Raw genomic sequence first — 21,567 nt, forward strand, 5'->3', positions numbered from 1 at the left:
CTTTTTTATCTATTATGTGTTTCATCATATGTGATTTTGCTGCGAAAGGTTCCGTTTTCCCCTTTAAAAACATAGGAGATAGCCCCTTGCTTATCCGTACGCCATATTTCAATCCCCCTCTTCTCAAAACGCTCTATAACGTCCTTATGAGGGTGCCCATACCTATTACGCTCACCGGCAGAAATAACCGCTATATTAGGCTGTACGACGCTCAGAAAAGTTGTTGTAGATGACGTATTACTCCCATGATGAGCAACCTTTAAAACATCCGCTCGCAACTCTGGATACGTAGCTACTAAAAACTTCTCACCTTCTTCTTCTAAATCACCTGTAAACAACCACGTTAGTCCTCCTAATTTTGCCAACATTACAATTGAAGCGTTATTTTCACTGCTCTCCTTCCCTGTTGGCGCTAATACGAAAAATTCCGCTCCATTTATGCTCCAACTTTCTCCTTCTCTCACTTCTCTTATTTTCACTTCCTTTTCTAAAGCCTGTTTCTTTACTATTTTTTCTAATTCCGCATCTTGTTCCTTTCGGCCAAATACAACTTCTTTTACGGTTATATTTGATAATAACTGTTGCGCAGCACCTATATGATCCGCATCTCCATGCGTTATAATTAATTTATCGATCTTTTTAATACCTTCCTTTTGTAAATAAGGAATCAAAATATCATTTCCGACAGAAAATTCATGCTTTTTACGTTGCCATTCTTCCTTGTTTGGACGAATTGTTCCACCAGTATCAATAAGGTAAATCTCTTGATCATACGGGAGGCGAATTAATATTGCATCTCCCTGTCCAACATCGAGAAAGGTAACACTTCCACTTTCTCGAAAATACGGATATACATAATGGCATGTACTAATAAAAAGAAATACACCCGCAGATATAAACAGAATCCCCTTCGTCATTCGCCTTTCCCAAACCATCAATATACTAATAATACTCACGCAATATAGGGCTACAAGAAGTATAGGTGTTTGTCCGAAATTAAGACGGGTAAATGGTAAGTTTTCGCAATAACTTAAAAAATCATTAGAAAGATTCAAACCTATTGATAATACATTCCCAAGCCTTTTTGCAAGAAACGGAATGATCGGTATACATATCAAAATAACAATACTGCACGGCAATACAACGAGAGATAAAAACGGAACGTATAGGATATTTAAGAAAATACTATATGGAGAAAAATAACCGAAGTGATATAACAAAATCGGAGTACTAACGAGCTGTGAAATGAAAGAAATATAAATAGAATTTCGAATTACTCCATTACCACTCTCTAGTAAAAGCGGGGCAGATAAAAGTAAAGCAAAACTACCGACGAAAGAAAACTGAAAACCAATATTAAACACGAGATATGGATCAAATATAAGCATACATATAGCTGTTATACTTAAAGCATCTAAGCTAGATAAACGAATAGAACACATAAAAGCAATTAACATGAAAACTCCTGTTAGAGAAGCTCTTATAACAGATGGTGACGCTCCTGCTAGAATCATATATAGAGGAATGCAGAAAATAAGACATACTGTTGCTACCTCCCTTGTCACACCGCTTTTTAGCAAAATAAAATACACGATTACCATTAACAATACGATATGCGATCCTGAAATCGCCAACAAATGCACGAGACCGAATTGTTGATATTGCTCTTCAACTTCAAATGTCATTTGTTGTCTATCACCAAATACTAATGCATTCATAAAAGCACCTGATTGTTCTGGAAACATTTCTGTAACTTCTGAGATTGCTTGTTGCCTCAAAAGAAGAATCCATTGCACGAGTGACAACGATGTTTTATGGCATTCAGAAATATATGTAGCGTCCAATATGAAATGAATATTTTGCTTATATAAATAATCACGATAATTAAACCCATGGAAATTCCGAGCTATTTGTGGTTCTTTCCTCTCACCTTCGAATACACATGATACTCCTGCATGTAATTGTCGCATCTGTTTCTTTTCCAAAGCTGATTTCATTTTGTAACTTAACTGCACTATATTTTTATTCTGATCTTCAATTTGAAACGAGAGGCGATCTCCATTAATAAGAGGTGTATTATGTATCACTCCTCTTGTAGCTTCATAGGACTCTCCCAGAGGCTTGTTTTGTCCTTGAACATACGTGGTGTACATAGCGCCACTTAAACACGCTATCATACAATAAAAGAAGGTTTTACGCGAAGTACGATATAAACAAAAGAAAACATATACAACGAGACAACAAGTCAGCAATACAACTGAAGAGGAGAAGGCAATTGCAATCCCTATTATAAATGAGATTGCAACATAGCCCCATTGTCCTTGCAACTCATACCCACTCCTTATAGCATCATTTTTGCTTTCGTGAATACATGCTGTAATTCTTCCATTGATAAGTTCTCTTTTTCTAAAGATGCAAATAGTTCTTTTAACTCCATATGACGTTTTTGATCCTCTAATGCTGCAATATCATATTCTAGCGGAACGTGTTTCACCGTTACATTCGCTTTTTCAAATAACTCTACGGCATACGGATGATTTTTATAATCCTGTGCATAATAAACTGCTGTAATACCACTTTGAATAATCGCCTTACAACATTGTAAACAAGGAAAATGCGTAACATAAATTTCCGCTTCCTCCGTTTTCACGCCAAATTTTGCACATTGTAACAAAGCATTCATTTCTGCATGAATTGTACGAACACAATGATTATCAATAACGTAGCATCCATCATCTATACAATGTACGCCACCTTTAATTGAACCATTATATCCACCAGCAATAATTCGTTTATCACGAACAATTGTCGCTCCTACTGCAAGCCTTGTACATGTACTACGTAAAGATAACAAATGGCTTTGCGTCATAAAATATTGATCCCATGAAATTCGTTCCATATTCTTCACCTACTTTTTTGTCTACTTGTAGTGTAGCGAATGAAGAAAAACTTCGTCAATCTTTTACGGAATAATAATTTGATCTTTTATTTTCTCCAAAGACTTCACACCAATCCCATCAATCTCTAACAAATCTTCTATTTTTTGAAACGGACCATGTTCCTCTCGATATTTCAAAATACTTTCCGCTTTCCGAGAACCAATACCTGTAATTTTTTCAAGTTGTTCTTTAGAAGCTGCATTTATTTGAACTTTTCCCTCTCCCTTTGAAACAGCAGCTCCCTCTTGCACTTGTTCGTTTTTATTCGGTACATAAAGAAGCATTTGGTCTTGTACCATTTGCGCTAAATTTACCTTCATCCTATCTGCCTCAGGCAAAAAACCACCTGCTTTTTCAATGGCATCCTTGACCCGGTCCCCTTCTTTCATTTCATACACCCCCTCTTTAACAACAGCCCCTTTCATATCAATTACAATTATTTTTTTCTGCTGCTTTGTATCCGATATTTTCGGTTTACTTTTCTTCTCTATATCTTTCGCTTGAACATCCGTTGCAATAGCTGATTGCTCTGTATGCTCGTTCGTTTTCCAGAAAAGAAGAAAAAGCACAGTTCCAATAATAGCTGCTAATCCTAACCATTTCTTTGGAAAATCCCACATCATTTTTCACCTCTAATCATAAATTTATAACATCATTCATATTGTTTAGGAGAAAGCTGTTACGAAGGAGGGATGAAACATTGAACATAGGAATTATAGGGACAGGAAACATGGGGAATATACTAATCGATGCATTTTTAGAAACCCGTGCTACCAAACCTTCGTGCCTTACGATCATTAATCGAACGCCCGCCAAAGCATATCATATAAAGGAAAAATACCCTTCTGTTCATATAGCCAAAACTATTGATGAGGTAATCGAACGATCGCATCTTATTTTTATTTGTGTAAAGCCGATAGATATATACCCAATCTTACAAAAATACGCCGAACATTTTTCTGATGAAAAGTGCTTAGTTTCTATCACAAGTCCAATATCTCCATCACAATTAGAGACACTTGTACCTTGCCATGTTGCTCGTATTATTCCGAGCATTACAAACCGCGCCCTATCCGGCGCATCACTATTTACATTTGGAAGTAACTGCTCTGAAGAATGGCAACAAAAACTATTTCGCTTATTCAAAAACATTTCTACTCCCCTTGTAATAGAAGAAGATATAACGCGCGTTTCATCTGATATAGCAAGCTGCGGCCCTGCATTCTTTAGTTATTTATTACAATGTTTCATTAATGCTGCTGTAGATAGAACAAATATTACACATGAAGAAGCCACTACTTTAGTAAGTGAAATGGTCGTTGGAATGGGGAAACTACTCGAAAAAGGAATTTTCACATTGCCTACTTTACAAGAAAAAGTATGTGTGAAAGGCGGCGTTACAGGAGAAGGTATTCGGGTTTTAGAAGAACATGTTGGAGATATGTTTCATAAATTAATCGAGCGGACACACGAGAAATTTGATGAAGATTTAAAATGCGTTGATCAGCAATTCAATAAACACACATAATAAATACGTCATCGTCATTCCAAATCCTTTTTATAAATACTTAATTTTTCACATTACATTTTACTTAAACTAGCATTTTCACAATTCACGTATGTCATTTTCTTATTATCCTAGAACTAAAATTACAGCTTCTTCACAAAACAAAAGCAACCTTCTCGGTTGCTTTTGTTTTATCCGTTTTTCTTCGCCATGAAGAAAATACGCTCTGTTTGTTCTGTAACTTCAAGTCGCTCAAAGTCACCAGTTACACGAAGCACTGTAAAACCAGCTTCTTCAAGCCATTTCGTTAACTCTTCAACCGGATATGCACGTTGTACGTGACATTCGTCAAAACGATGGTACACATCTTCTTCTGGGTCTTGAACAAAGAATGTTAAATCATGTTCTACACTGTTTGAATCTTCACCAGGGAAGCAATTCCAAATAAGAGATATTTCTTCTCCATTCACTGTGTATGTTTCATTTTGAAATACATGATGTATTTTATATAAAGAATGTACATCAAATAAAAACAAACCATCTTGACGTAAATGATGAAACACTCTTCGGAATGTTTCTTGCACTCCATCCTCTTGCAATACATAGTTTAATGAATCACAAAAGATCGTTACACAGTCAAACTCACCTGGAACATCAAGCTCCCGCATATCTTGTTGGTAAAAAGGAATAAAATATCCTGCCTCGCCTAGTTTTTGCTGTGCGACTGCTAACATTTCTTCCGAAAGATCGACACCGATTACATCGTAACCCTTTTGTACAAGCGGAAGCGTTACATTACCAGTACCACATGCTACATCAAGAATCTTCGCCTCTTTCATATCCGCTTGCTGCAAGCTTTCCTCTGTGAATTCCACCCATTTATCATAAGGGACATCATTCATTAGTTCATCGTACAGCAACGCAAATTGCTCGTAGTTCATTGGCCTAACTCTTCTGTAATATCTTCACGTGGCACATCGCCCCATAGACGCTCTAAATTATAGTGATTACGCTCATCTTTATGGAATACATGAGCAACTACATCTCCAAGGTCAACTAATACCCAGCGAGCTTCGTCAAAACCTTCCATACGTTGTACGTCGATTTGGAACTCGTGTGCTTTCGCTTTAATTTCACGTGCAATTGCTTGCACTTGCTTATCTGAGTTACCGTGACAAATAATGAAATAATCTGCAATTGGTGAAATACCTTGCATATTTAGGACAACCATATCTTCTGCTCTCTTATCATCAGCTGCTTTTGCTGCTAATACTAATAAATCTTTATCTTTCATTTACTCATTTCCTCCTTGATAACTGCATTGTATGTTTGGAATGTTAATGGATAAATCGTTTGATCTTTTTCCATTAAAAATTGAATTGTTCTCTTTAGCGCAAATAATAAAGCTTGATCTATATCCGTATATGCGAGTTTACGAGCTTCCTCCACCCCTGGAAACTTTCGCCCAGGCTCAATGTAATCAGCTACATAAATTACTTTATCTAACATCGTCATTTTCTCATGACCACTTGTATGATATGTAATAGCTTGCAGGATTTCAGAATCTGTAATACCTACTTCTTTTTCTACTAAGTATGCCCCAACAGGTGCATGCCATAACTCTTTGTTATAACAAAGTAAATCTTTCGGCAAACCTTCACTTTTAATGATCTCTTCCATCTCTGAAATCGCTCTACACTTCGCATAATCATGGAATATAGCTGCAACTTCAGCCTTTTTTTCATCCACACCGTATAATTTAGCAAGTTCAATTGCCGTCTCCATTACACCAATTGTGTGTATATAACGTTTTTCATGCATTTGTTGTTTCACAATATGAAGTGCTTCCTCACGATTCATACAACCCATTCCTCTCGATATATACCTGTACTTTTTCAGGAAGTAAATATTTGCATGTTTTCTTCTCTTTATATCTCTCACGTAATAAAGATGAAGAAACTGCAAACTCCGGAATTTCCACAGTGGTGATAGGATAAGGTGTATGCAATGTATAACCTGGTCTTGCAACCCCAACAAACGTTACAAGATCAAGTAACGCTTCAATGTTATACCACTTCGGTAAATACTCAACCATATCTCCACCAATAATAAAGTGAAACTGCACATCCGGATGCTTCTTCGTTAATTGTAGCATAGTGTCATACGTATAAGATGGGCCCTTCCTGCTTAGCTCTTCTAAACAAATAGAAAAATGTTCCTCTTCCTCAGTCGCAAGTTCTAACATTTGTAAGCGACTTTCTACACTTGTAATATTCCGCCCTTGTTTATGCGGCGGAATTTGGTTCGGTAAGAACCATACTTCTTCTAAATTCAAAGCATGATATACTTCATTTGCAATGAGCAAATGTCCATAATGTGGCGGATCAAATGTACCGCCAATGATGCCAATTTTTCTCAAAAGAAACGCCCCTTCCTTTTACATACAGCAACTCTCTTCATTTCCATCCGAAGAGAGTTTACTGTTAATAAAAGTTCAATTGGTTTCGATCTCTACACCATTGCTAGTGATAAAAATAGCATATGCTATTTTTATCGAGGAAGTTTAATTTGCTTGTTTTCTCTTGATTCTTTGTATAAAACAATTGTACTTCCAATTACTTGAACGATTTCCGCACGTGCACCTTTTGCAAGCTCTTCTGCAACTTCACGGCGATCGAATTCACAGTTTTGTAGCACACTTACTTTAAATAACTCACGAGCTTCTAAAGTATCTGCAATTTGTTTAATCATATTTTCATTTACTCCGCCTTTTCCTACTTGAAAAATTGGTGTTAAATGATGTGCCTGTGCACGTAAAAATCTTTTTTGTTTTCCTGTTAACATATATGTTAGCCTCCAAGCTTTCTTATAACTAATTGTTTCATTCGTTCGATATTTGGCGTGCGCCCTGTCCACATTTCAAATGCAAGCGCTCCTTGATAAACAAACATATCAATACCATTTTGAATCATTGCACCTTGCTCTTTCGCCTCACATAAAATTTTCGTTTCAAATGGATTATAAATTATATCTGATACAATCGTTCCCTTTTTCAACGAAGAAATTTGTAACGGCGTATGTTCGACACGTGGATGCATACCTATCGTTGTCGTCTGAATGATAATATCATAATTCTCTTGTTCTTCTGTTGCTTCCTCTAACGATAAAGCAACAGAATGAACAGTAGCCGTACATGCAGTAATAAGTTCTTTCGCCTTATCTACTGTACGATTCGCTACATCAATCTCTTTCACACCTACATCAGCAAGTGAAAAATAAATAGCTCGACTAGCACCACCTGCGCCAAGCAATAAAATACGTTTCTCTTGAAGTGGTTCACTACTAATTGACTGTAGCGCTTTGACAAAACCAATTCCATCTGTATTGTAGCCAATCAATTTCCCATCCTTATGAACCACCGTATTTACTGCACCAATTTGTTTTGCTAGCGGGTCAATCTCATCCAAATAATCCATAATCGCAACTTTGTGCGGAGTTGTTACATTAAATCCTGAAATACCTAACGCTTTTAAACCTCTTACTGCTTCCCCTAGCACTTCCTCTTTAACAAGAAAGGCATGATAATGGGCATCCATATTCAAGTGTTCAAATGCATCGTTATGCATAACGGGTGATAATGAATGTCCAATTGGATTTCCGATTACACCATATAATTGTTTCATAAATCCCTCTCCATATTAAATTAAAGATTTACGCAATGAAACACTTACTCCTTTTGGTACGTGTGCAACAATTTTTGCTCCCGGTTCGTTCACAGTAACCCATCCTAATCCAGAGAATACAACATCCGTTTTTGGTTCACGAATATTAAACTCGTATTTCACTAGCTCTGGCATATTTTCTAATTCTTCTGGTGTTGGCGGGCTTAGTAAATCCCCTGCATGATTTTTATACAATTCATCTGCTTTCTCAAGCTTTGTACGATGGATTGTTAAACGATTTGAGAAGTGACAAGTAAATGCGCGACGACCGCCACTTACGTAATCAAAACGTGCCAATCCGCTAAAGAACAATGTTTGTTCTTCATTTAATTGGAATACCATTGGCTTAATTTCTTTTGTTGGTGTAATAAGCTTTAAGCTTTGTTTTCCAACATAATGAGCCATTTGATGGTGGTTAATAATACCTGGCGTATCATATAAAGAAGATTCTTCGTCTAACGGGATATCAATTAAATCAAGCGTTGTTCCTGGGAAATGAGATGTTGTAATTACATTTTCAGTCTCATCACTAAATTCTTTAATCATACGATTAATGAATGTTGATTTCCCTACATTTGTACATCCAACAACGTAAACATCTTTTCCGCCGCGGTAATACTCAATCGCATCTGCCAGCTCAGCAATCCCTTGTCCTTTCGCTGCACTAATTAAAAAGACATCTTCTGGCTTTAATCCTAGCTGCTTTGCACTATAGCGCATCCAATGCTTTACTTTATCATGTTTTACTGACTTAGGAATTAAATCCGCTTTATTCCCAACAAGTAATACTTTATTATTTCCCACGAAACGATGTAAGCCAGGTAACCAGCTACCATTAAAATCGAAAATATCTACAATTTTAACTACTAACGCATCCGATTTTCCAATACCGTTTAGAATACGTAGGAAATCATCATCTGTTAATGAGACATCTTGAATTTCGTTATAATGTTTCAATCGAAAACAGCGTTGACAAATTACTTGTTCTTTTTCTAAAGATGAGGCAGGAGCATATCCCACTTCATTTTTATCTTCTGTTTGAATTTCTACACCGCAACCAATACATTTAATTGTTTCAGTCAAACTTTATTCCTCCCAGTTAATTAAACCTTTTTTCTTCATGTTTCTCATAATTCTTCGTTCAATTTTTCGATTAAAGCGCGTTACTAATCCGTCTGTTTGTGCTACTGGTACAACTAAAATTGTATGCAGTCCAACTCGGTTTCCACCTAACACATCTGTCAGTAACTGATCCCCAATTACTACAACTTCATCTGGTTGCAACTGCATCTCTCGTATCGCACGCTTAAACGCACGAACAAATGGCTTACGCGCACTATGAATAAATGGAATGCCTAATGGATCAGCAAAATCTTTCACTCGTTGCTCATTATTATTTGAAACGACCGTTACTTGAATGCCTTGCTCTTTCATTTTCAAAAACCATTCTTCAAGTTGTGGCGTTGCATTTGGACGATCCCATTCAATTAAAGTGTTATCTAAATCAGTAATAACACCTTTAATTCCACGTTTCTTCAAATCTTCTGGTTGAACATGATATACATTTTTCACATATTCATTTGGTAAAAATAGTTTCAATTTCTTTCACCTCTTTGAGGAGTTTTCATAAAAATTTTTCGACAACATATTTCGATATATGGCCTGTGGATAAAATTGTACACATTTTCCACATTAATATTTCAGTTAATTTGGAATTTACTAACAATCTATACACATTTTATCCACCTAGGTATGTGGATAACCACCCGTTTGTGACTGTCATATTTTTTTGGTACATTAAATGCAACAACGAATCAATCCTTATATTATTAGGAGGTGACTCACCTTGAAAACAAAACATATGGAACAGTTATCTACTGAGTTACTCACTGAGTCTTATTATAAAGCAAAAGAACTAAAATTAAATCCCGACTTCATTTTACTTATAAAACAAGAAATTATTAGACGCTCATTAGAGGACAAGCTTGTCAAATCGTCTTGATTACATATAAAGAGGAATTTTAATTAACTAACTTGTAAAAAGAGCCATCCTGCGATGGCTCTCGAATAAACAAGTACTCCCATCTAGGGAATTTCATCATTACGCATCTTTGTCCATAAATCTTGCTTACAGTTATAAAATCTTTTTTACTTATGAGCCAATCGAGTAGCAATCTTTTCACCAAGGCGAAGCTCTTGTCCACTCTTCAATTCTTGCACTACTTCTATCATATCTTTTTCAAACAATAACACAACTGTTGAACCGAATGTAAAGTATGCCATTTCTTCACCTTTTTGAACAGTGTCTCTTTCATGCAGCAGCTCAATACTATTTACAAACATAGCTCCTACTTTTACAAGCGCCATATGTTCACCGTCACTATTCACTTCTGTAACGGAGCGATAGTTTTTTGACAATGGTTCTTTCCCGTATTCCATACCAGCTGCATTTACCGGATATGATTTTCTACCGAGTACAAATCTTTCAGTCACAGAACCAGAAAGCGGACTATGAATACGATGATAATGACTTGGGCTTAAATAAATAACCATATATGTACCACCTGCATATCGCTGTGCACGTTCTTCATTACCTAGCATATCCACAATCGAATAACGCTTGCCTTTAATATCAAATGTTTTTGTGTCCTCAATAGGACCGTGATCAGCAAAAACACCATCAACAGGACTAACGATACTCGATGCATCTGTATCAATACTACGCTTTCCTTCTTTTAGCTTACGTGTAAATAATTCATGCAATGTTCTATATTCCTTCAAACCCTTTTCCATCTCATCTTGATTAATTTGAAATACTTTCGCATACGATGGAATAATGATAGAGCTCAAACGAGATTGTGCAAATTTACGTAATATATAAGAAGTAAAACGACCATTTGTAAGTTCGATCATAAGTCGATATAATGTACGTCGCAAATTGCGGAACCTCCTAATCAGTCTATAACTTTAGCTTCCCCTTCTTTTCCTTCTATATCATATGTAAAATTAGTTCTTATTCCCACATATCATATAGAACCGCCATATTATACATGCAGAAAACTAAGTACGGTATCATTCTTAAATTGTTTAGCACCTTCTAATATTACAGATAGAATCCGTCATTTTCAACAGTGAACATGGATTTCTTCTGAACACAACTCTTTTTCTTTCCTTATTTCCAAAAAGAAAAGCAGCCCATTTTAAAATACAGCTGCTTGTAATGTACATTATTCTTTTGCTTTTTTCTCTTTCTCTGCTCTTACAAATTCATGGAACATTTTCATTAAAGCGCGCTTTTCAATTCTTGATACGTAGCTTCTGGAAATACCAAGTGCCTTCGCAATCTCTCGTTGCGTCTTCTCCTTATCAAGCCCCAGTCCAAAACGCTTCACGATTACTTCTTTCTCTCGTTCGTCTAAAATATCGATATACTCTTTAATCTTTTCTAACTCCATACTAAGCTGGATCATATCAATTACATCTTCAGACTCCGATTTTAATATATCAATAAGCGATATTTCATTCCCCTCTTTATCTTGCCCAATTGGATCATGAAGTGAAACGTCCTTTTTCGTTTTCTTTAATACACGTAAATGCATCAAAATTTCATTTTCAATACAGCGTGCTGCGTATGTTGCAAGTTTCGTTCCTTTTCCTGCCGAATAGCTCTCGATTGCTTTAATGAGCCCGATTGTACCAATTGAAATTAAATCTTCTGCATCTTCCCCTGTATTTTCAAATTTTTTAACGATATGAGCTACAAGCCGTAAATTATGTTCAATTAACAGATTCCTCGCTTGAGCATCACCTTGCTCCATTAACTCTAAGTACTTTCTCTCATCGTCTGATGATAATGGCTGCGGAAACGCATTGTTCTTCACATAAGAAACAAAAACAAACACTTCTCGAACCATATATCCAATTGCGGCGAATAGACTCAAACCTTTCACCTCCGCCAAAATAGTGGTCTTTACTAAGTGTATGTGGGCATGAGGTTGTTTGTGTCTGTACAGTTTATTTATAAAACTCAACACTTCCAACATTTAAAATATTTTATTGTTATATTATAATTATATAAAATTGTTATTTATATATGAATATGCTATTAAAGGGGACACTATTCATGCTCACATTAGATCGATTATTAAATGTAACAATTTATTTAGGGGTATTTTTACTTTTCATTTCATTCATTACTTTTGTTATTAAGAGAGGGCCTGATTTATTATTTTTTCAATTTGGAATTTCCTTGTTTTTTGGAGCTCAAATTATAATTGGAATGAAATTTTTTCATAACTATGGTTTCTCCTTTCACTCAAAATTAGAACTACTTATCTTTATTTTCTATGTAATTGGATTTATTACATGTATACTATCGTTCTTTCACTTTCAAAATCCCTATCGAATTTTTTTATTAATTTGTAGTTTTTTATTTTTAACTGGATCCAATTATTACTTTAAAGAAACATTTAAGTTTAGTAAAAAAATTCCAAAGCAACATAAAACTTTTTTAAGTACACAAGAAGAAGACTCTTTCCCAAAAGAAGTCCGTAAATTTTCAGAGGATTACAACAACATAATAAGGAATGATTTTTATGAAATACCGATGATTCCTACTGAATTACAGATTACAAGCAAAAAAGATTCTTCCCATAGTACATCTTTCTTAGTTGAACTTCATAATATGGAGGATGAAATTACTGATGACTCTGTACAATTAACTCCATCAGACCGTTTTTATATACTGTTAAATACACAAAAAACAAAAATATCAAAAATAGTATATGAAGGGCGAGATTTTTTCACATTAACAGTCACACTAAAGGCTCTTAATTTACAGCAGGAACCAGAAATTCATAATATGTTTTTAGAAATAGATAAACGTAGAGCAATGAATCTTCTTGATTTCGAAATTAAAGCCCACTCTAAAGAATGGAAAGTAACATTTAAAAGTGATAGTTCTCCTTCCAACCTTCCTATCACATTTACATTTGAAAAACGAACAGGCAAATTATAAAAATAAAAAGAGTTATTTTACTTGCTCCAAATTTTCTCCCCAGTATGCGCATCAATATAACGAATTTCTCGACTACCGTCGAAGAATTCGTTATAATTTTCACCCGTTATTTGTTTATACAGCAATTGATATACCGTTTCCTCTACATCATGATCTATAGACCATTCTAATTTAACTCGGATAGCATCTCTGTATATTTCTAACGCTTCTTCTTTCGTTACTTTTGGTGTTGTTTCGTATGTAAGTAATTCTTTTATAAATTTGCTAGACTCTCCAGAGTAGTGCATCACAGCACCGTTTTCCGTATTGATGTTAATCATAAATTGGTTATACTCTGCCGGAATATCATTTATATATACAGAAAAAATAAATCTTTCAATCCCATCTTCAGCTTCTTCACGTTCCTCCCAAAGACGCAGATATTGTGTGATATCTGGAATAACTTGTTCCAAAAATTGAAGTGCTTTTTTTAAACATTCCTCTCTAGGCAGTATTTGCTTTACTTCTTTATCATCTGTCAATTTTATAAAACCAGTTAATTCATTGGTTAATTTATCAATTGTAACGCTGACTAAATTATCATATTTCAGCATCGGTAAATGCTTTTTAAAGAATTCATTCATTAAATATGGATTCTTTTCTTTCTTTATCTTTTTGATTCATCATACCGCTCCCTTTATTACAATTTAAGGTAATTATAACAAACAAAAGAAATATAAAGTGAAACTTTAATCAGCCCTCACCAATCGGGCTTTTACGGGCAAATAGCGGGATAAACGAAAGAAGACTAGAGATATCTCTAGTCTTCTACTTCGTTTCACGATGTAACGTTACTCGCTTTAATCGTGGACAATATTTTTTTAGTTCGATGCGCTCTGGATTGTTTCGTTTATTTTTTTTAGAAATATAATTACGATCACCGCACTCTGTACAAGCTAATGTAATATTTACACGCATATGTAATTCTCCTTTCTTTTAAAGATCGCAAACTAAAACGTAATGATTACGATTTAAATATTATATAACTTCATTCTATTTGTCAATTGCAAAAAAAGACAAAAAGCTGAAACAATTAGTTCATACGAAATTCACACGAATCTATTACTATAGGAATTGTACATAGTGAATTTATTAACAATCACGTTTATTCATATAGAATTTTTATTGGAAAGGAGTTGAAAGTATGAAAACTAAATATCGCTTTATGATCTCATCATTTGCTGCTTGCGCCTACATGATTTGGTGTTTAGTATAATAACAACCTCACTTGTAAATAGGAAAAGGTGTGTATATAAATGGAATATAATCAATCAACAGTTAACTACTGGAAAGCTTTTGTACTACCATATACATTTGCTTTAGAAGAGTTAAAAACTAAATTTGAAATTATGAACCGGGAAGCCCAATTTTTAGAGGATTACAACCCGTTTGAACATATAAAAACAAGATTAAAACAACCTGAAAGTATTATTAAAAAACTTGAGCGTAAAAATTTATTACCGACAGTTGAAAATGCGCAAACGCATTTACAAGACATCATTGGCATTCGTATTACATGTTGCTTCGTAGAAGATATCTATCATTTGAAAGAAGTCATTCAAAAGCGTGAAGATATGGAAATCATAGAGGTAAAAGATTATATCGCTAATCCAAAACAAAATGGATATAAAAGTTTACACATGATTATTAAATATCCTTTATCACTGAATTCTGGTACAAAAGAAGTCTTTGCAGAAATTCAGTTACGTACGCTCGCAATGGACTTTTGGGCAAGTTTAGAACATAAACTTTATTATAAATATGAAGGAAAAATACCTGAGTATTTAAAAGATGAACTACATGATGCCGCAATGAAAGCTGAAGATCTTGATAATAAAATGGCAACCATTCGCCAAGATATTGATGATATCGAAGCATGCTCAGATCAAATTATGTTACCACTATAAAAAAAGGTTCTCGTCAATGAGAACCTTTTTGCGCTATTTACGGAAAATTTCACTTTATTTCTTCTCTATCGTGCGAACCTCTTCAATTTTCCAGCCATCCTCTTCTTTTCCAAGTGCATACTGTACTTTTTTCTGAAGAGTGATTTCTCCATCTATTTCCTTTTCTTTTGTTTCAACAACAACATATCCTGGTTTACTAGCTTTTATGTCTATATGTTCCAATTCAATTTTTTTATTTCCCTTTTGAAAAGCTGCTTCTTTTTGCGTTTTTAAGTCTTCAGCACTAGGCATGTTCTTTGAAAATAACTCCATATGTTCAGTAAGATTTTTTTCATTTGTCGTCCGTACAAATTTCTCTATCACACCTTGAATCGTTTTCTCTTCTTCTTTCGTTATTTGTACCTTTCCTTCAGCTTTTGTAGTAGCTTTTTGTTCTATCTGATTCTCTTTGGATTGACATCCAACTAGCAATAATACACCTATTAGAAAGGGTCCTATCCCCCTGAAAAAAGCTCTCATCTTCCCATCTCCTAAAAAGAAAAGTGAGGCATTTCGCCTCACTTTCGTTTATAATTAGCGTCTTCCTTTATTCGGGTCGCCACCGCCAACAATATCAAAGACACGTTTCGCGATATTTGTATTCTCTTGAACGCCAGAGAACAAGTATTTACCAGGGCCAAATGCATATACGTTTACATCTTCTCCTGTATGTCCACCTGTTGTCCATCCTGTAACCGAACGCTTATTGAAAATATCTTCAATCGCATTATCAATCTTTGTTACATCTTTTGAAGGAGCAATATCATTTACCGCTTTAATTTCTTCAGGTGTTAATTGTAAATCAATATATTTTTTCAATGTTTCTTCTACATTTGCACCGTTTGCAATCTCATTTGCCATAAAGTCTGGTGTGCGTTTTGCAGCTTTAATTGGATCTACTTTAAAGTTATACTCACCATTTGCACCTAAAGATAATCCACCAGTAGCGTGGTCTGCCGTTGCAATAACTAACGTATTTTTATCTTTTTTCGCAAACTCAATCGCAGCTTTAAATGCTTTTTCAAAGTCTTCCATTTCACTCATTGCACCAACGATATCATTATCGTGTCCTGCCCAGTCAATTTGACTTCCTTCAACCATTAAAAAGAAACCTTTTTTATTTTTGTTCAAACGCTCAATTGCTGCATTTGTCATTTCTTCTAATGAAGGTGTCTTCTCATTGCGGTCAATCATTTTATCTAAACCGCCTGGTGCAAATAAACCAAGAATTTGATCATTTTTATCATTTAACAATTGATCTCGATCTGTTACGTAACTATAACCAGATTTCTTAAATTCTTCTGTAAGATTGCGATCTTTTCTAACAAAGTTTTTTACGCCGCCGCCAAGCATAACATCTACTTTATGCTTCCCTTTAATTTTCTCATCAAAATAATCATTTGCAATTGCGTCCATATTTTTACGACTAATGTCATGCGCACCGAAAGCAGCTGGTGTTGCATGTGTAATTTCAGAAGTAGCAACTAGTCCTGTTGATTTCCCCTTTTCTTTCGCTTGTTCAAGAACAGTCTTCACTTCTGCTTTATCATTATCAACTGCAATTGCCGCATTATATGTTTTAATTCCTGCTGACATAGCTGTTGCTGCAGATGCAGAGTCTGTGATATTTTCATGTTCATCTTCTGGATATGTCTTTTGTGTTCCTACAAGATGTTTATCAAACTCTGTAGATTCCATCTCAAAAGTTTTTGGATTATCTTTCATATAACGGTGAGCTGTCATATATGAAGGGCCCATACCATCCCCAATTAATACAATGACATTTTTAATCTTTGTATTGCTTCCGTTCTCATCTGCACTCACTTCACTAGAACGTGTAAAATTCCATGTTGCTACCGAAGTAACTGCTAATGATGCCACAACTGCAAATGGCCATGCTTTTTTCACAAACTTTTTCACTGTCTTGTCCCCCTAATTAGGTTATTCATTTCCCACTATCAAATTTAATAGAAGACTATTAAGAGAAAATTAGTTATATGTAAATTTTTTGTTAACTTATGTAAATATCAGTTATAATTTGTATAAGTTTGTCTTTTCATATCAACCATCTTCACCTTTACAATCAAAATATAAACAAGTTGGATTTCATTTAACGTAAATCTCTTATTTAACATTTTCCATCTACTTTTATGCAAATTAATAGAAATGTGGTGAGCATTTATGAAAATAATAAAGCTTGATGAATCTTTTATTTTTGATTTACTCGACCTTTGTAAAGCTATTGGATGGTTACAAAATAAAGCATTTATGAAAAAACAATTCGAAATGTATCTTTCTCTCGGTACACTTGTCGGTTATATGCATGAAAATAAACTGATTGCAGCTGGAGGAGTCTTTTCTTTTAAAGAAAGTTTTTCTACTATTGGCATGTTAATCGTCCATCCTCATTTTCAAAGACAAGGCATCGGGCGTATTTTGCTTAATCACTGCTTAGAACACACTCTTACAAAACAACCAATTGCACTTATTGCAACAAAAGCTGGCGAGCCTCTGTATACATCATGCGGATTTCAAACAGTAACGACGATTCATCGTTTTGAAAAACAAACTACTAAGACACATATCACTCATACAAAACAAATAAAAGAAAAAGATCTTATATCGCTTATTTCCCTCGATCAAATTACAACTGGTGCCGATCGTTCTTTACTTTATTCATTACTATTACCAAGAACGAGCCACTCTTTTAAAATTGAGAGACATAACTGTATAGAAGCTTTTTCCTTATGCATACAAAAAGATAATATATTATGTATCAATCCACTTATCGCCAAAAGAGAAGAAGATGCTATTCAATTACTACAAAACATATGTGAATGTTGGAATGGTACAGTAAGAATTGATGTCCCACATTCACAATTTTCATTTCGCAAATTTCTTCAAATAGAAAATTTCCAAGAAACGCTCCTTTCACCTCTTATGATAAAAAATGGTAGCGAACTTCCTGGAAATCGTAATATGCTATTTGCTATGATAGATACAGCGTTATGTTAGAAAGGGGACACCTAATTGAAGCGATTTAGCTATTTTATGGTAGGTTGTCTTACTCTTACACTATTAGTAGGATGTAGTGCAGCAGAAAAGCCAGTAGAACAAGTAAAACAAGTTAAAAATACACTTACAGCAAAACTAGCTACCGAGGAAAAAATGGTAGAAATAGATGGTCAAACCATTTACTTCAAAAAGATTGGCAATGAAAAACCACCTTTACTTATGATCCATGGATTTGGAGGATCGTCAGATGGTTTTCAAAAGATTTACTCAGACTTAGCAAAAGATCATACAATTATTTCTGTAGATGCTTTAGGATTCGGGCGCTCATCTAAGCCGATGGATTTTTATTATTCTTTCCCAACTCATGCAAATTTGTATTATAAATTAATGAAAAAACTAGGTTACGATTCGTTTGCAATATTGGGCCACTCAATGGGCGGAGAAATTTCTCTTAATTTAACATATTTATATCCAGAATCCGTTACCCACCTTATTTTAACTGATGCTACGGGCGGTCCTCATACACTCGTTAATAAACAAGGATCACCAAGACCACAGTTGTCGACTGATTTAAATACCGTTTCTGCCATTGCAGATTATGATGAGAGCAAAGTGAAATTTAAACGTAATGATGAAGAGCATTACAATAAAATGAAATTATGGCCTAGACGTCTTCAAATCAACGCAAATGAAATAAAACAACCGACCTTAATTATATGGGGAAGAAATGATAGTAGCGTTTCGTGGAAAGAAGGAGAAACGTATCATCAATTCTTAAAAAATAGCACTTTCCATATTATCGAGAAAGGCTATCACGCACCATTTCGTCAGGAACCACAGGAGTTTGTAGGGTATGTGAAAGATTTCTTTGGCAAAAACCCTATAATAACTGAAAAATAAACGGGTATCTCATTTTGAGATACCCGCTTTCATATATTAAGCAGCTTGCTTTTGGCGTTTTTGAGTTTTTGAACCTAATACTTTTGGAATAGCGAAACCATCTATTCCAAATTTCCCAGCGTTCATACCGGACACAAGAACAAACATAGATAAGATAACCATTTCAGGGTTCACACCAATTGACCCACTAAACATATAGGAAAAGTTCATTACAAGACCGAAAAAGACCGCTGTTTTTGTTAAACAGCCTACAATTAAACCAATTCCGACTAAAATTTCTCCCCACGTTACAAGTGTATTAAATAGATCAACGTTTGGAATTGCGAAATCTTGTAAAAATGATGCCCACCAAGATTGAACAGCCGGTTGTGCTCCTTTAGATTTTTCAATTGCACCTTGTAAATAACCCGTTGCATCGAATCCTTTCCCTTGTAGTTTTCCAATTCCAGCCATTAACCATGTGTAACCAAGATACACTCGAATTACCGCTAACACAAAAGAAACTGCTTTGTTTTCTCTTAAAAATTGAATAACCATATATTCCTCCTAAATTTGTAATTAAGTTAGTTACAAGTTATAAAATAACATTAGTTACTTATTTTTTAAAATGTTAATTATGAATAATTCGTGAAATGTGTAGGAAACATCAAAAACTAACGTTTATATAGTAACTTTTATTACCTGTAAAAACTTGAACATATCATACCATAAGTGATAATGGTTTTCATTGAAGAAAATGTAAAAAAAATGTGAGTTAAATGTGAAACACGTTTATTCGAATATAGAATAAACGTGTTTCACACTACTTATATAATCGAAATGTATGTGTCTCTTTATCAATTAACCGTGCTTCTTCAAAAGCCTCTCCTAACGTTTTTTCATGGTTAATAAGCCCGTAAAATAAGCGTATTGTAAACATAAGTGCTGCATTTGCATCTACATAATCTATCGATCCAATATACGATTTCGCTCCACTGCGTAAAAAAGATTCTGCTAGTTTTTTCTCCCCTAACGTACACCCGCTATTTACAATATTTGTATTATGCAATTTTGCATATTTATAAATTTCTTCTGCACCAAAGTATCCGCTCGGTTCATCTTGTTCATATATATCTTCACCTAACTCTTCCATGACAAACTTGCCTTCCTCACCATGAAAGCAAAAGACGACATAATTAATATCGTTATATAAACCCTTTCCAGAAAGAATATCGATGAATTCTTTCGGTCTACCAATCCAGTACGTTATAACTTTCGCCCCAAAGTATTCAAGTGATGCTCGGATTGATTGTGCCTCTAAATCAGAATTAAAGCCAACTACTAGTGCAACATTCCACATACACCCACCATCCTATAATTAGATCTCCTCAATCAAAATTTTAAGGGATACATCCATTTCATATATACCCGTTTCTTGCAAAAAATCAGCTCTAGTTAAAACGACTTTTTGTAAATATTGCCGATACGCAGTAATTGTCCCGTCGTGAGATACAATGCAAATTCTTTCAGCGCCTAGCTGACAACACCAAAGAAGAAATTCATCTACGATTTGCTGAAAACGATTCTCTGGAATAGTATTTATACCTTCCGTCCATAGCTGTTTATTTGTACTTTTCTCTATCAGAAAATGTGGAAATAAATTTGTTATTACCCCCTGATCTACTATGTGGTCACATGGTAATGTTTTTGCTCCTTCTCGATAAGGAAAAATACGTGGGGATGCATATGGATGGACGATTTTTTGACAAGCTACTTTCTCACTCCATATCGCCGCCGTTTGTAAAGTTCTAATTGTAGGGCTAGCGATTAATATATCCGTTTCCTGTAATGGTACATTGTATTGAATGAATCCAGCCTGATTCCTTCCCTCATCCGTTAATGGTGGATGAAGCACTTTTAAACTTGCCGGCAAATCTTTTGTATGTTCTCCTTCACCGTGCCGAACAAAGATGAGTTTCATACCCATCCTCCTCTCACTATAAAATCCTCTTACATATTTCTTCCCTATTCCATCCTTTATTCCTGCTATATGAAACATCGATATGTAAAAAATATTTGACACAACGAATTGGAAAACATTACAATTATATGTGTAAAATACTTTTTACAAGAGAGAGGAGAAACATGCATATGAAATGGCTAACCATCTTAATTGGCATGATTATATGGGGATATATAAACGGATTTTTTAGCAGTGATAAAACTGCTAACCCTTGGATTACAGATGATGAACGCGAAACAAAAATTAAGCAAAAGGCAATCATTGCAAGCTGGTCCGGTGTTTTTATGTTTTGTACCATTAATCTCTTAAACAAATGGTTAGGTATAGAAACGAGTAATACATCACCATACTTACCAACTTCTGTCGCAACTATTTTAAAAGAAAATGTAGAGTTACAAATTTTATTTATGCTATTTATTACGTATGGCATATTTTACGTATACTATCGAAGAAAATTAAGCGCTTAACTTTTTATCTCAT

Annotated in this window: 26 protein-coding genes and 1 pseudogene; 7 read left to right on the forward strand and 20 right to left on the reverse strand. The window is 34.8% G+C overall.

Going from position 1 to position 21,567, the window contains the following annotated elements; genetic code table 11:
• Positions 1-5 precede the first annotated feature (5 nt).
• From EGX95_RS20415 to EGX95_RS20425, 3 genes are all read right to left on the reverse strand, one after another.
• Positions 6-2,327, reverse strand: a complete 2,322-nt coding sequence (locus EGX95_RS20415) for a DNA internalization-related competence protein ComEC/Rec2 (protein ID WP_046951934.1) — start codon at positions 2,325-2,327, stop codon at positions 6-8.
• A gap of 14 nt (positions 2,328-2,341) precedes the next feature.
• A complete protein-coding gene (locus tag EGX95_RS20420; RefSeq protein WP_000439783.1) occupies positions 2,342-2,899 on the reverse strand; it encodes a ComE operon protein 2 in 558 nt (185 codons plus the stop codon).
• Positions 2,900-2,962: 63 nt separating this feature from the next.
• On the reverse strand, positions 2,963-3,562 hold the full coding sequence (locus tag EGX95_RS20425) for a helix-hairpin-helix domain-containing protein (RefSeq protein WP_002028509.1): 600 nt from the start codon (positions 3,560-3,562) through the stop codon (positions 2,963-2,965).
• A gap of 77 nt (positions 3,563-3,639) precedes the next feature.
• Between EGX95_RS20425 and comER the strand changes: the two genes are divergently transcribed.
• On the forward strand, positions 3,640-4,467 hold the full coding sequence (comER, locus tag EGX95_RS20430) for a late competence protein ComER (RefSeq protein WP_001020538.1): 828 nt from the start codon (positions 3,640-3,642) through the stop codon (positions 4,465-4,467).
• A 170-nt stretch (positions 4,468-4,637) separates the two neighbouring features.
• Here the strand turns inward: comER and EGX95_RS20435 are convergent, their stop codons facing one another.
• The 8 genes from EGX95_RS20435 to EGX95_RS20470 form a co-directional block, all read right to left on the reverse strand.
• Positions 4,638-5,387 (reverse strand): class I SAM-dependent DNA methyltransferase, encoded by a 750-nt coding sequence (locus EGX95_RS20435; RefSeq protein ID WP_001105568.1) that lies wholly within the window; start codon positions 5,385-5,387, stop codon positions 4,638-4,640.
• A complete protein-coding gene (gene rsfS / locus EGX95_RS20440; RefSeq protein WP_000653200.1) occupies positions 5,384-5,740 on the reverse strand; it encodes a ribosome silencing factor in 357 nt (118 codons plus the stop codon). Before rsfS ends, EGX95_RS20435 begins: the two co-directional genes overlap by 4 nt.
• Positions 5,737-6,306, reverse strand: a complete 570-nt coding sequence (yqeK, locus tag EGX95_RS20445; RefSeq protein WP_001078247.1) for a bis(5'-nucleosyl)-tetraphosphatase (symmetrical) YqeK — start codon at positions 6,304-6,306, stop codon at positions 5,737-5,739. Before yqeK ends, rsfS begins: the two co-directional genes overlap by 4 nt.
• Positions 6,296-6,865: a nicotinate-nucleotide adenylyltransferase gene (gene nadD / locus EGX95_RS20450; RefSeq protein WP_001226058.1), complete on the reverse strand. Its 570-nt coding sequence runs from the start codon at positions 6,863-6,865 to the stop codon at positions 6,296-6,298. The genes yqeK and nadD overlap by 11 nt, the downstream gene beginning before the upstream one ends.
• A 131-nt stretch (positions 6,866-6,996) precedes the next feature.
• Complete coding sequence (gene yhbY, locus EGX95_RS20455) at positions 6,997-7,290, reverse strand: ribosome assembly RNA-binding protein YhbY (RefSeq protein ID WP_000955224.1); 294 nt, start codon at positions 7,288-7,290, stop codon at positions 6,997-6,999.
• A 5-nt stretch (positions 7,291-7,295) separates the two neighbouring features.
• Positions 7,296-8,129: a shikimate dehydrogenase gene (aroE, locus tag EGX95_RS20460; RefSeq protein ID WP_000812086.1), complete on the reverse strand. Its 834-nt coding sequence runs from the start codon at positions 8,127-8,129 to the stop codon at positions 7,296-7,298.
• Between the two features lie 15 nt (positions 8,130-8,144).
• A complete protein-coding gene (gene yqeH, locus EGX95_RS20465) occupies positions 8,145-9,251 on the reverse strand; it encodes a ribosome biogenesis GTPase YqeH (protein WP_000140795.1) in 1,107 nt (368 codons plus the stop codon).
• A gap of 3 nt (positions 9,252-9,254) precedes the next feature.
• Entirely contained in the window at positions 9,255-9,767 is a 513-nt protein-coding gene (locus tag EGX95_RS20470; protein WP_000765311.1) for a YqeG family HAD IIIA-type phosphatase, read from the reverse strand.
• Between the two features lie 247 nt (positions 9,768-10,014).
• Here EGX95_RS20470 and EGX95_RS20475 point away from each other — a divergent pair, with 247 nt between their 5' ends.
• Complete coding sequence (locus tag EGX95_RS20475) at positions 10,015-10,170, forward strand: sporulation histidine kinase inhibitor Sda (protein ID WP_000850094.1); 156 nt, start codon at positions 10,015-10,017, stop codon at positions 10,168-10,170.
• A 146-nt stretch (positions 10,171-10,316) separates the two neighbouring features.
• Here the strand turns inward: EGX95_RS20475 and EGX95_RS20480 are convergent, their stop codons facing one another.
• Both EGX95_RS20480 and sigK read right to left on the reverse strand, forming a co-directional pair.
• Entirely contained in the window at positions 10,317-11,105 is a 789-nt protein-coding gene (locus tag EGX95_RS20480) for a phosphatidylserine decarboxylase (protein WP_001254997.1), read from the reverse strand.
• A 290-nt stretch (positions 11,106-11,395) separates the two neighbouring features.
• Positions 11,396-12,109, reverse strand: coding sequence for an RNA polymerase sporulation sigma factor SigK (gene sigK / locus EGX95_RS20485; RefSeq protein ID WP_000051382.1), 714 nt, complete (start codon positions 12,107-12,109; stop codon positions 11,396-11,398).
• Between the two features lie 182 nt (positions 12,110-12,291).
• Between sigK and EGX95_RS20490 the strand changes: the two genes are divergently transcribed.
• Positions 12,292-13,185: a hypothetical protein gene (locus tag EGX95_RS20490; RefSeq protein ID WP_000956569.1), complete on the forward strand. Its 894-nt coding sequence runs from the start codon at positions 12,292-12,294 to the stop codon at positions 13,183-13,185.
• A gap of 17 nt (positions 13,186-13,202) precedes the next feature.
• Here the strand turns inward: EGX95_RS20490 and EGX95_RS20495 are convergent.
• Positions 13,203-13,844 (reverse strand): annotated as a pseudogene (locus tag EGX95_RS20495) (YcdB/YcdC domain-containing protein); the annotation flags it as partial.
• 148 nt (positions 13,845-13,992) lie between these two features.
• Positions 13,993-14,142 (reverse strand): 50S ribosomal protein L33, encoded by a 150-nt coding sequence (rpmG, locus tag EGX95_RS20500; RefSeq protein ID WP_001265617.1) that lies wholly within the window; start codon positions 14,140-14,142, stop codon positions 13,993-13,995.
• Between the two features lie 338 nt (positions 14,143-14,480).
• Here rpmG and EGX95_RS20505 point away from each other — a divergent pair, with 338 nt between their 5' ends.
• Complete coding sequence (locus tag EGX95_RS20505) at positions 14,481-15,131, forward strand: GTP pyrophosphokinase (RefSeq protein ID WP_000456217.1); 651 nt, start codon at positions 14,481-14,483, stop codon at positions 15,129-15,131.
• Between the two features lie 54 nt (positions 15,132-15,185).
• On the opposite strand, the gene EGX95_RS20510 is transcribed toward EGX95_RS20505, so the two are convergent.
• Entirely contained in the window at positions 15,186-15,650 is a 465-nt protein-coding gene (locus tag EGX95_RS20510) for a hypothetical protein (protein ID WP_001201014.1), read from the reverse strand.
• A gap of 54 nt (positions 15,651-15,704) precedes the next feature.
• The gene (locus EGX95_RS20515) at positions 15,705-17,090 is read right to left on the reverse strand and encodes an alkaline phosphatase (RefSeq protein ID WP_123805738.1); all 1,386 of its coding nucleotides are present in this window, start codon (positions 17,088-17,090) and stop codon (positions 15,705-15,707) included.
• A gap of 261 nt (positions 17,091-17,351) precedes the next feature.
• On the opposite strand from EGX95_RS20515, the gene EGX95_RS20520 reads away from it, so the two are divergent.
• Complete coding sequence (locus EGX95_RS20520) at positions 17,352-18,185, forward strand: GNAT family N-acetyltransferase (RefSeq protein ID WP_000691513.1); 834 nt, start codon at positions 17,352-17,354, stop codon at positions 18,183-18,185.
• Positions 18,186-18,200: 15 nt separating this feature from the next.
• A complete protein-coding gene (locus EGX95_RS20525; protein WP_000819828.1) occupies positions 18,201-19,085 on the forward strand; it encodes an alpha/beta fold hydrolase in 885 nt (294 codons plus the stop codon).
• Between the two features lie 36 nt (positions 19,086-19,121).
• On the opposite strand, the gene EGX95_RS20530 is transcribed toward EGX95_RS20525, so the two are convergent.
• From EGX95_RS20530 to EGX95_RS20540, 3 genes are all read right to left on the reverse strand, one after another.
• Entirely contained in the window at positions 19,122-19,622 is a 501-nt protein-coding gene (locus tag EGX95_RS20530) for a DoxX family protein (RefSeq protein ID WP_123805740.1), read from the reverse strand.
• Positions 19,623-19,887: 265 nt separating this feature from the next.
• A complete protein-coding gene (locus EGX95_RS20535; RefSeq protein ID WP_000267386.1) occupies positions 19,888-20,424 on the reverse strand; it encodes a hypothetical protein in 537 nt (178 codons plus the stop codon).
• Positions 20,425-20,442: 18 nt separating this feature from the next.
• On the reverse strand, positions 20,443-21,045 hold the full coding sequence (locus EGX95_RS20540) for a histidine phosphatase family protein (protein WP_000766606.1): 603 nt from the start codon (positions 21,043-21,045) through the stop codon (positions 20,443-20,445).
• 170 nt (positions 21,046-21,215) lie between these two features.
• Between EGX95_RS20540 and EGX95_RS20545 the strand changes: the two genes are divergently transcribed.
• Positions 21,216-21,554 (forward strand): hypothetical protein, encoded by a 339-nt coding sequence (locus tag EGX95_RS20545; protein WP_000871756.1) that lies wholly within the window; start codon positions 21,216-21,218, stop codon positions 21,552-21,554.
• Positions 21,555-21,567: the final 13 nt, after the last annotated feature.

Origin of the sequence: Bacillus sp. FDAARGOS_527 (assembly GCF_003812125.1) — a bacterium.
Taxonomy (GTDB): Bacteria; Bacillota; Bacilli; order Bacillales; family Bacillaceae_G; genus Bacillus_A; species Bacillus_A paranthracis.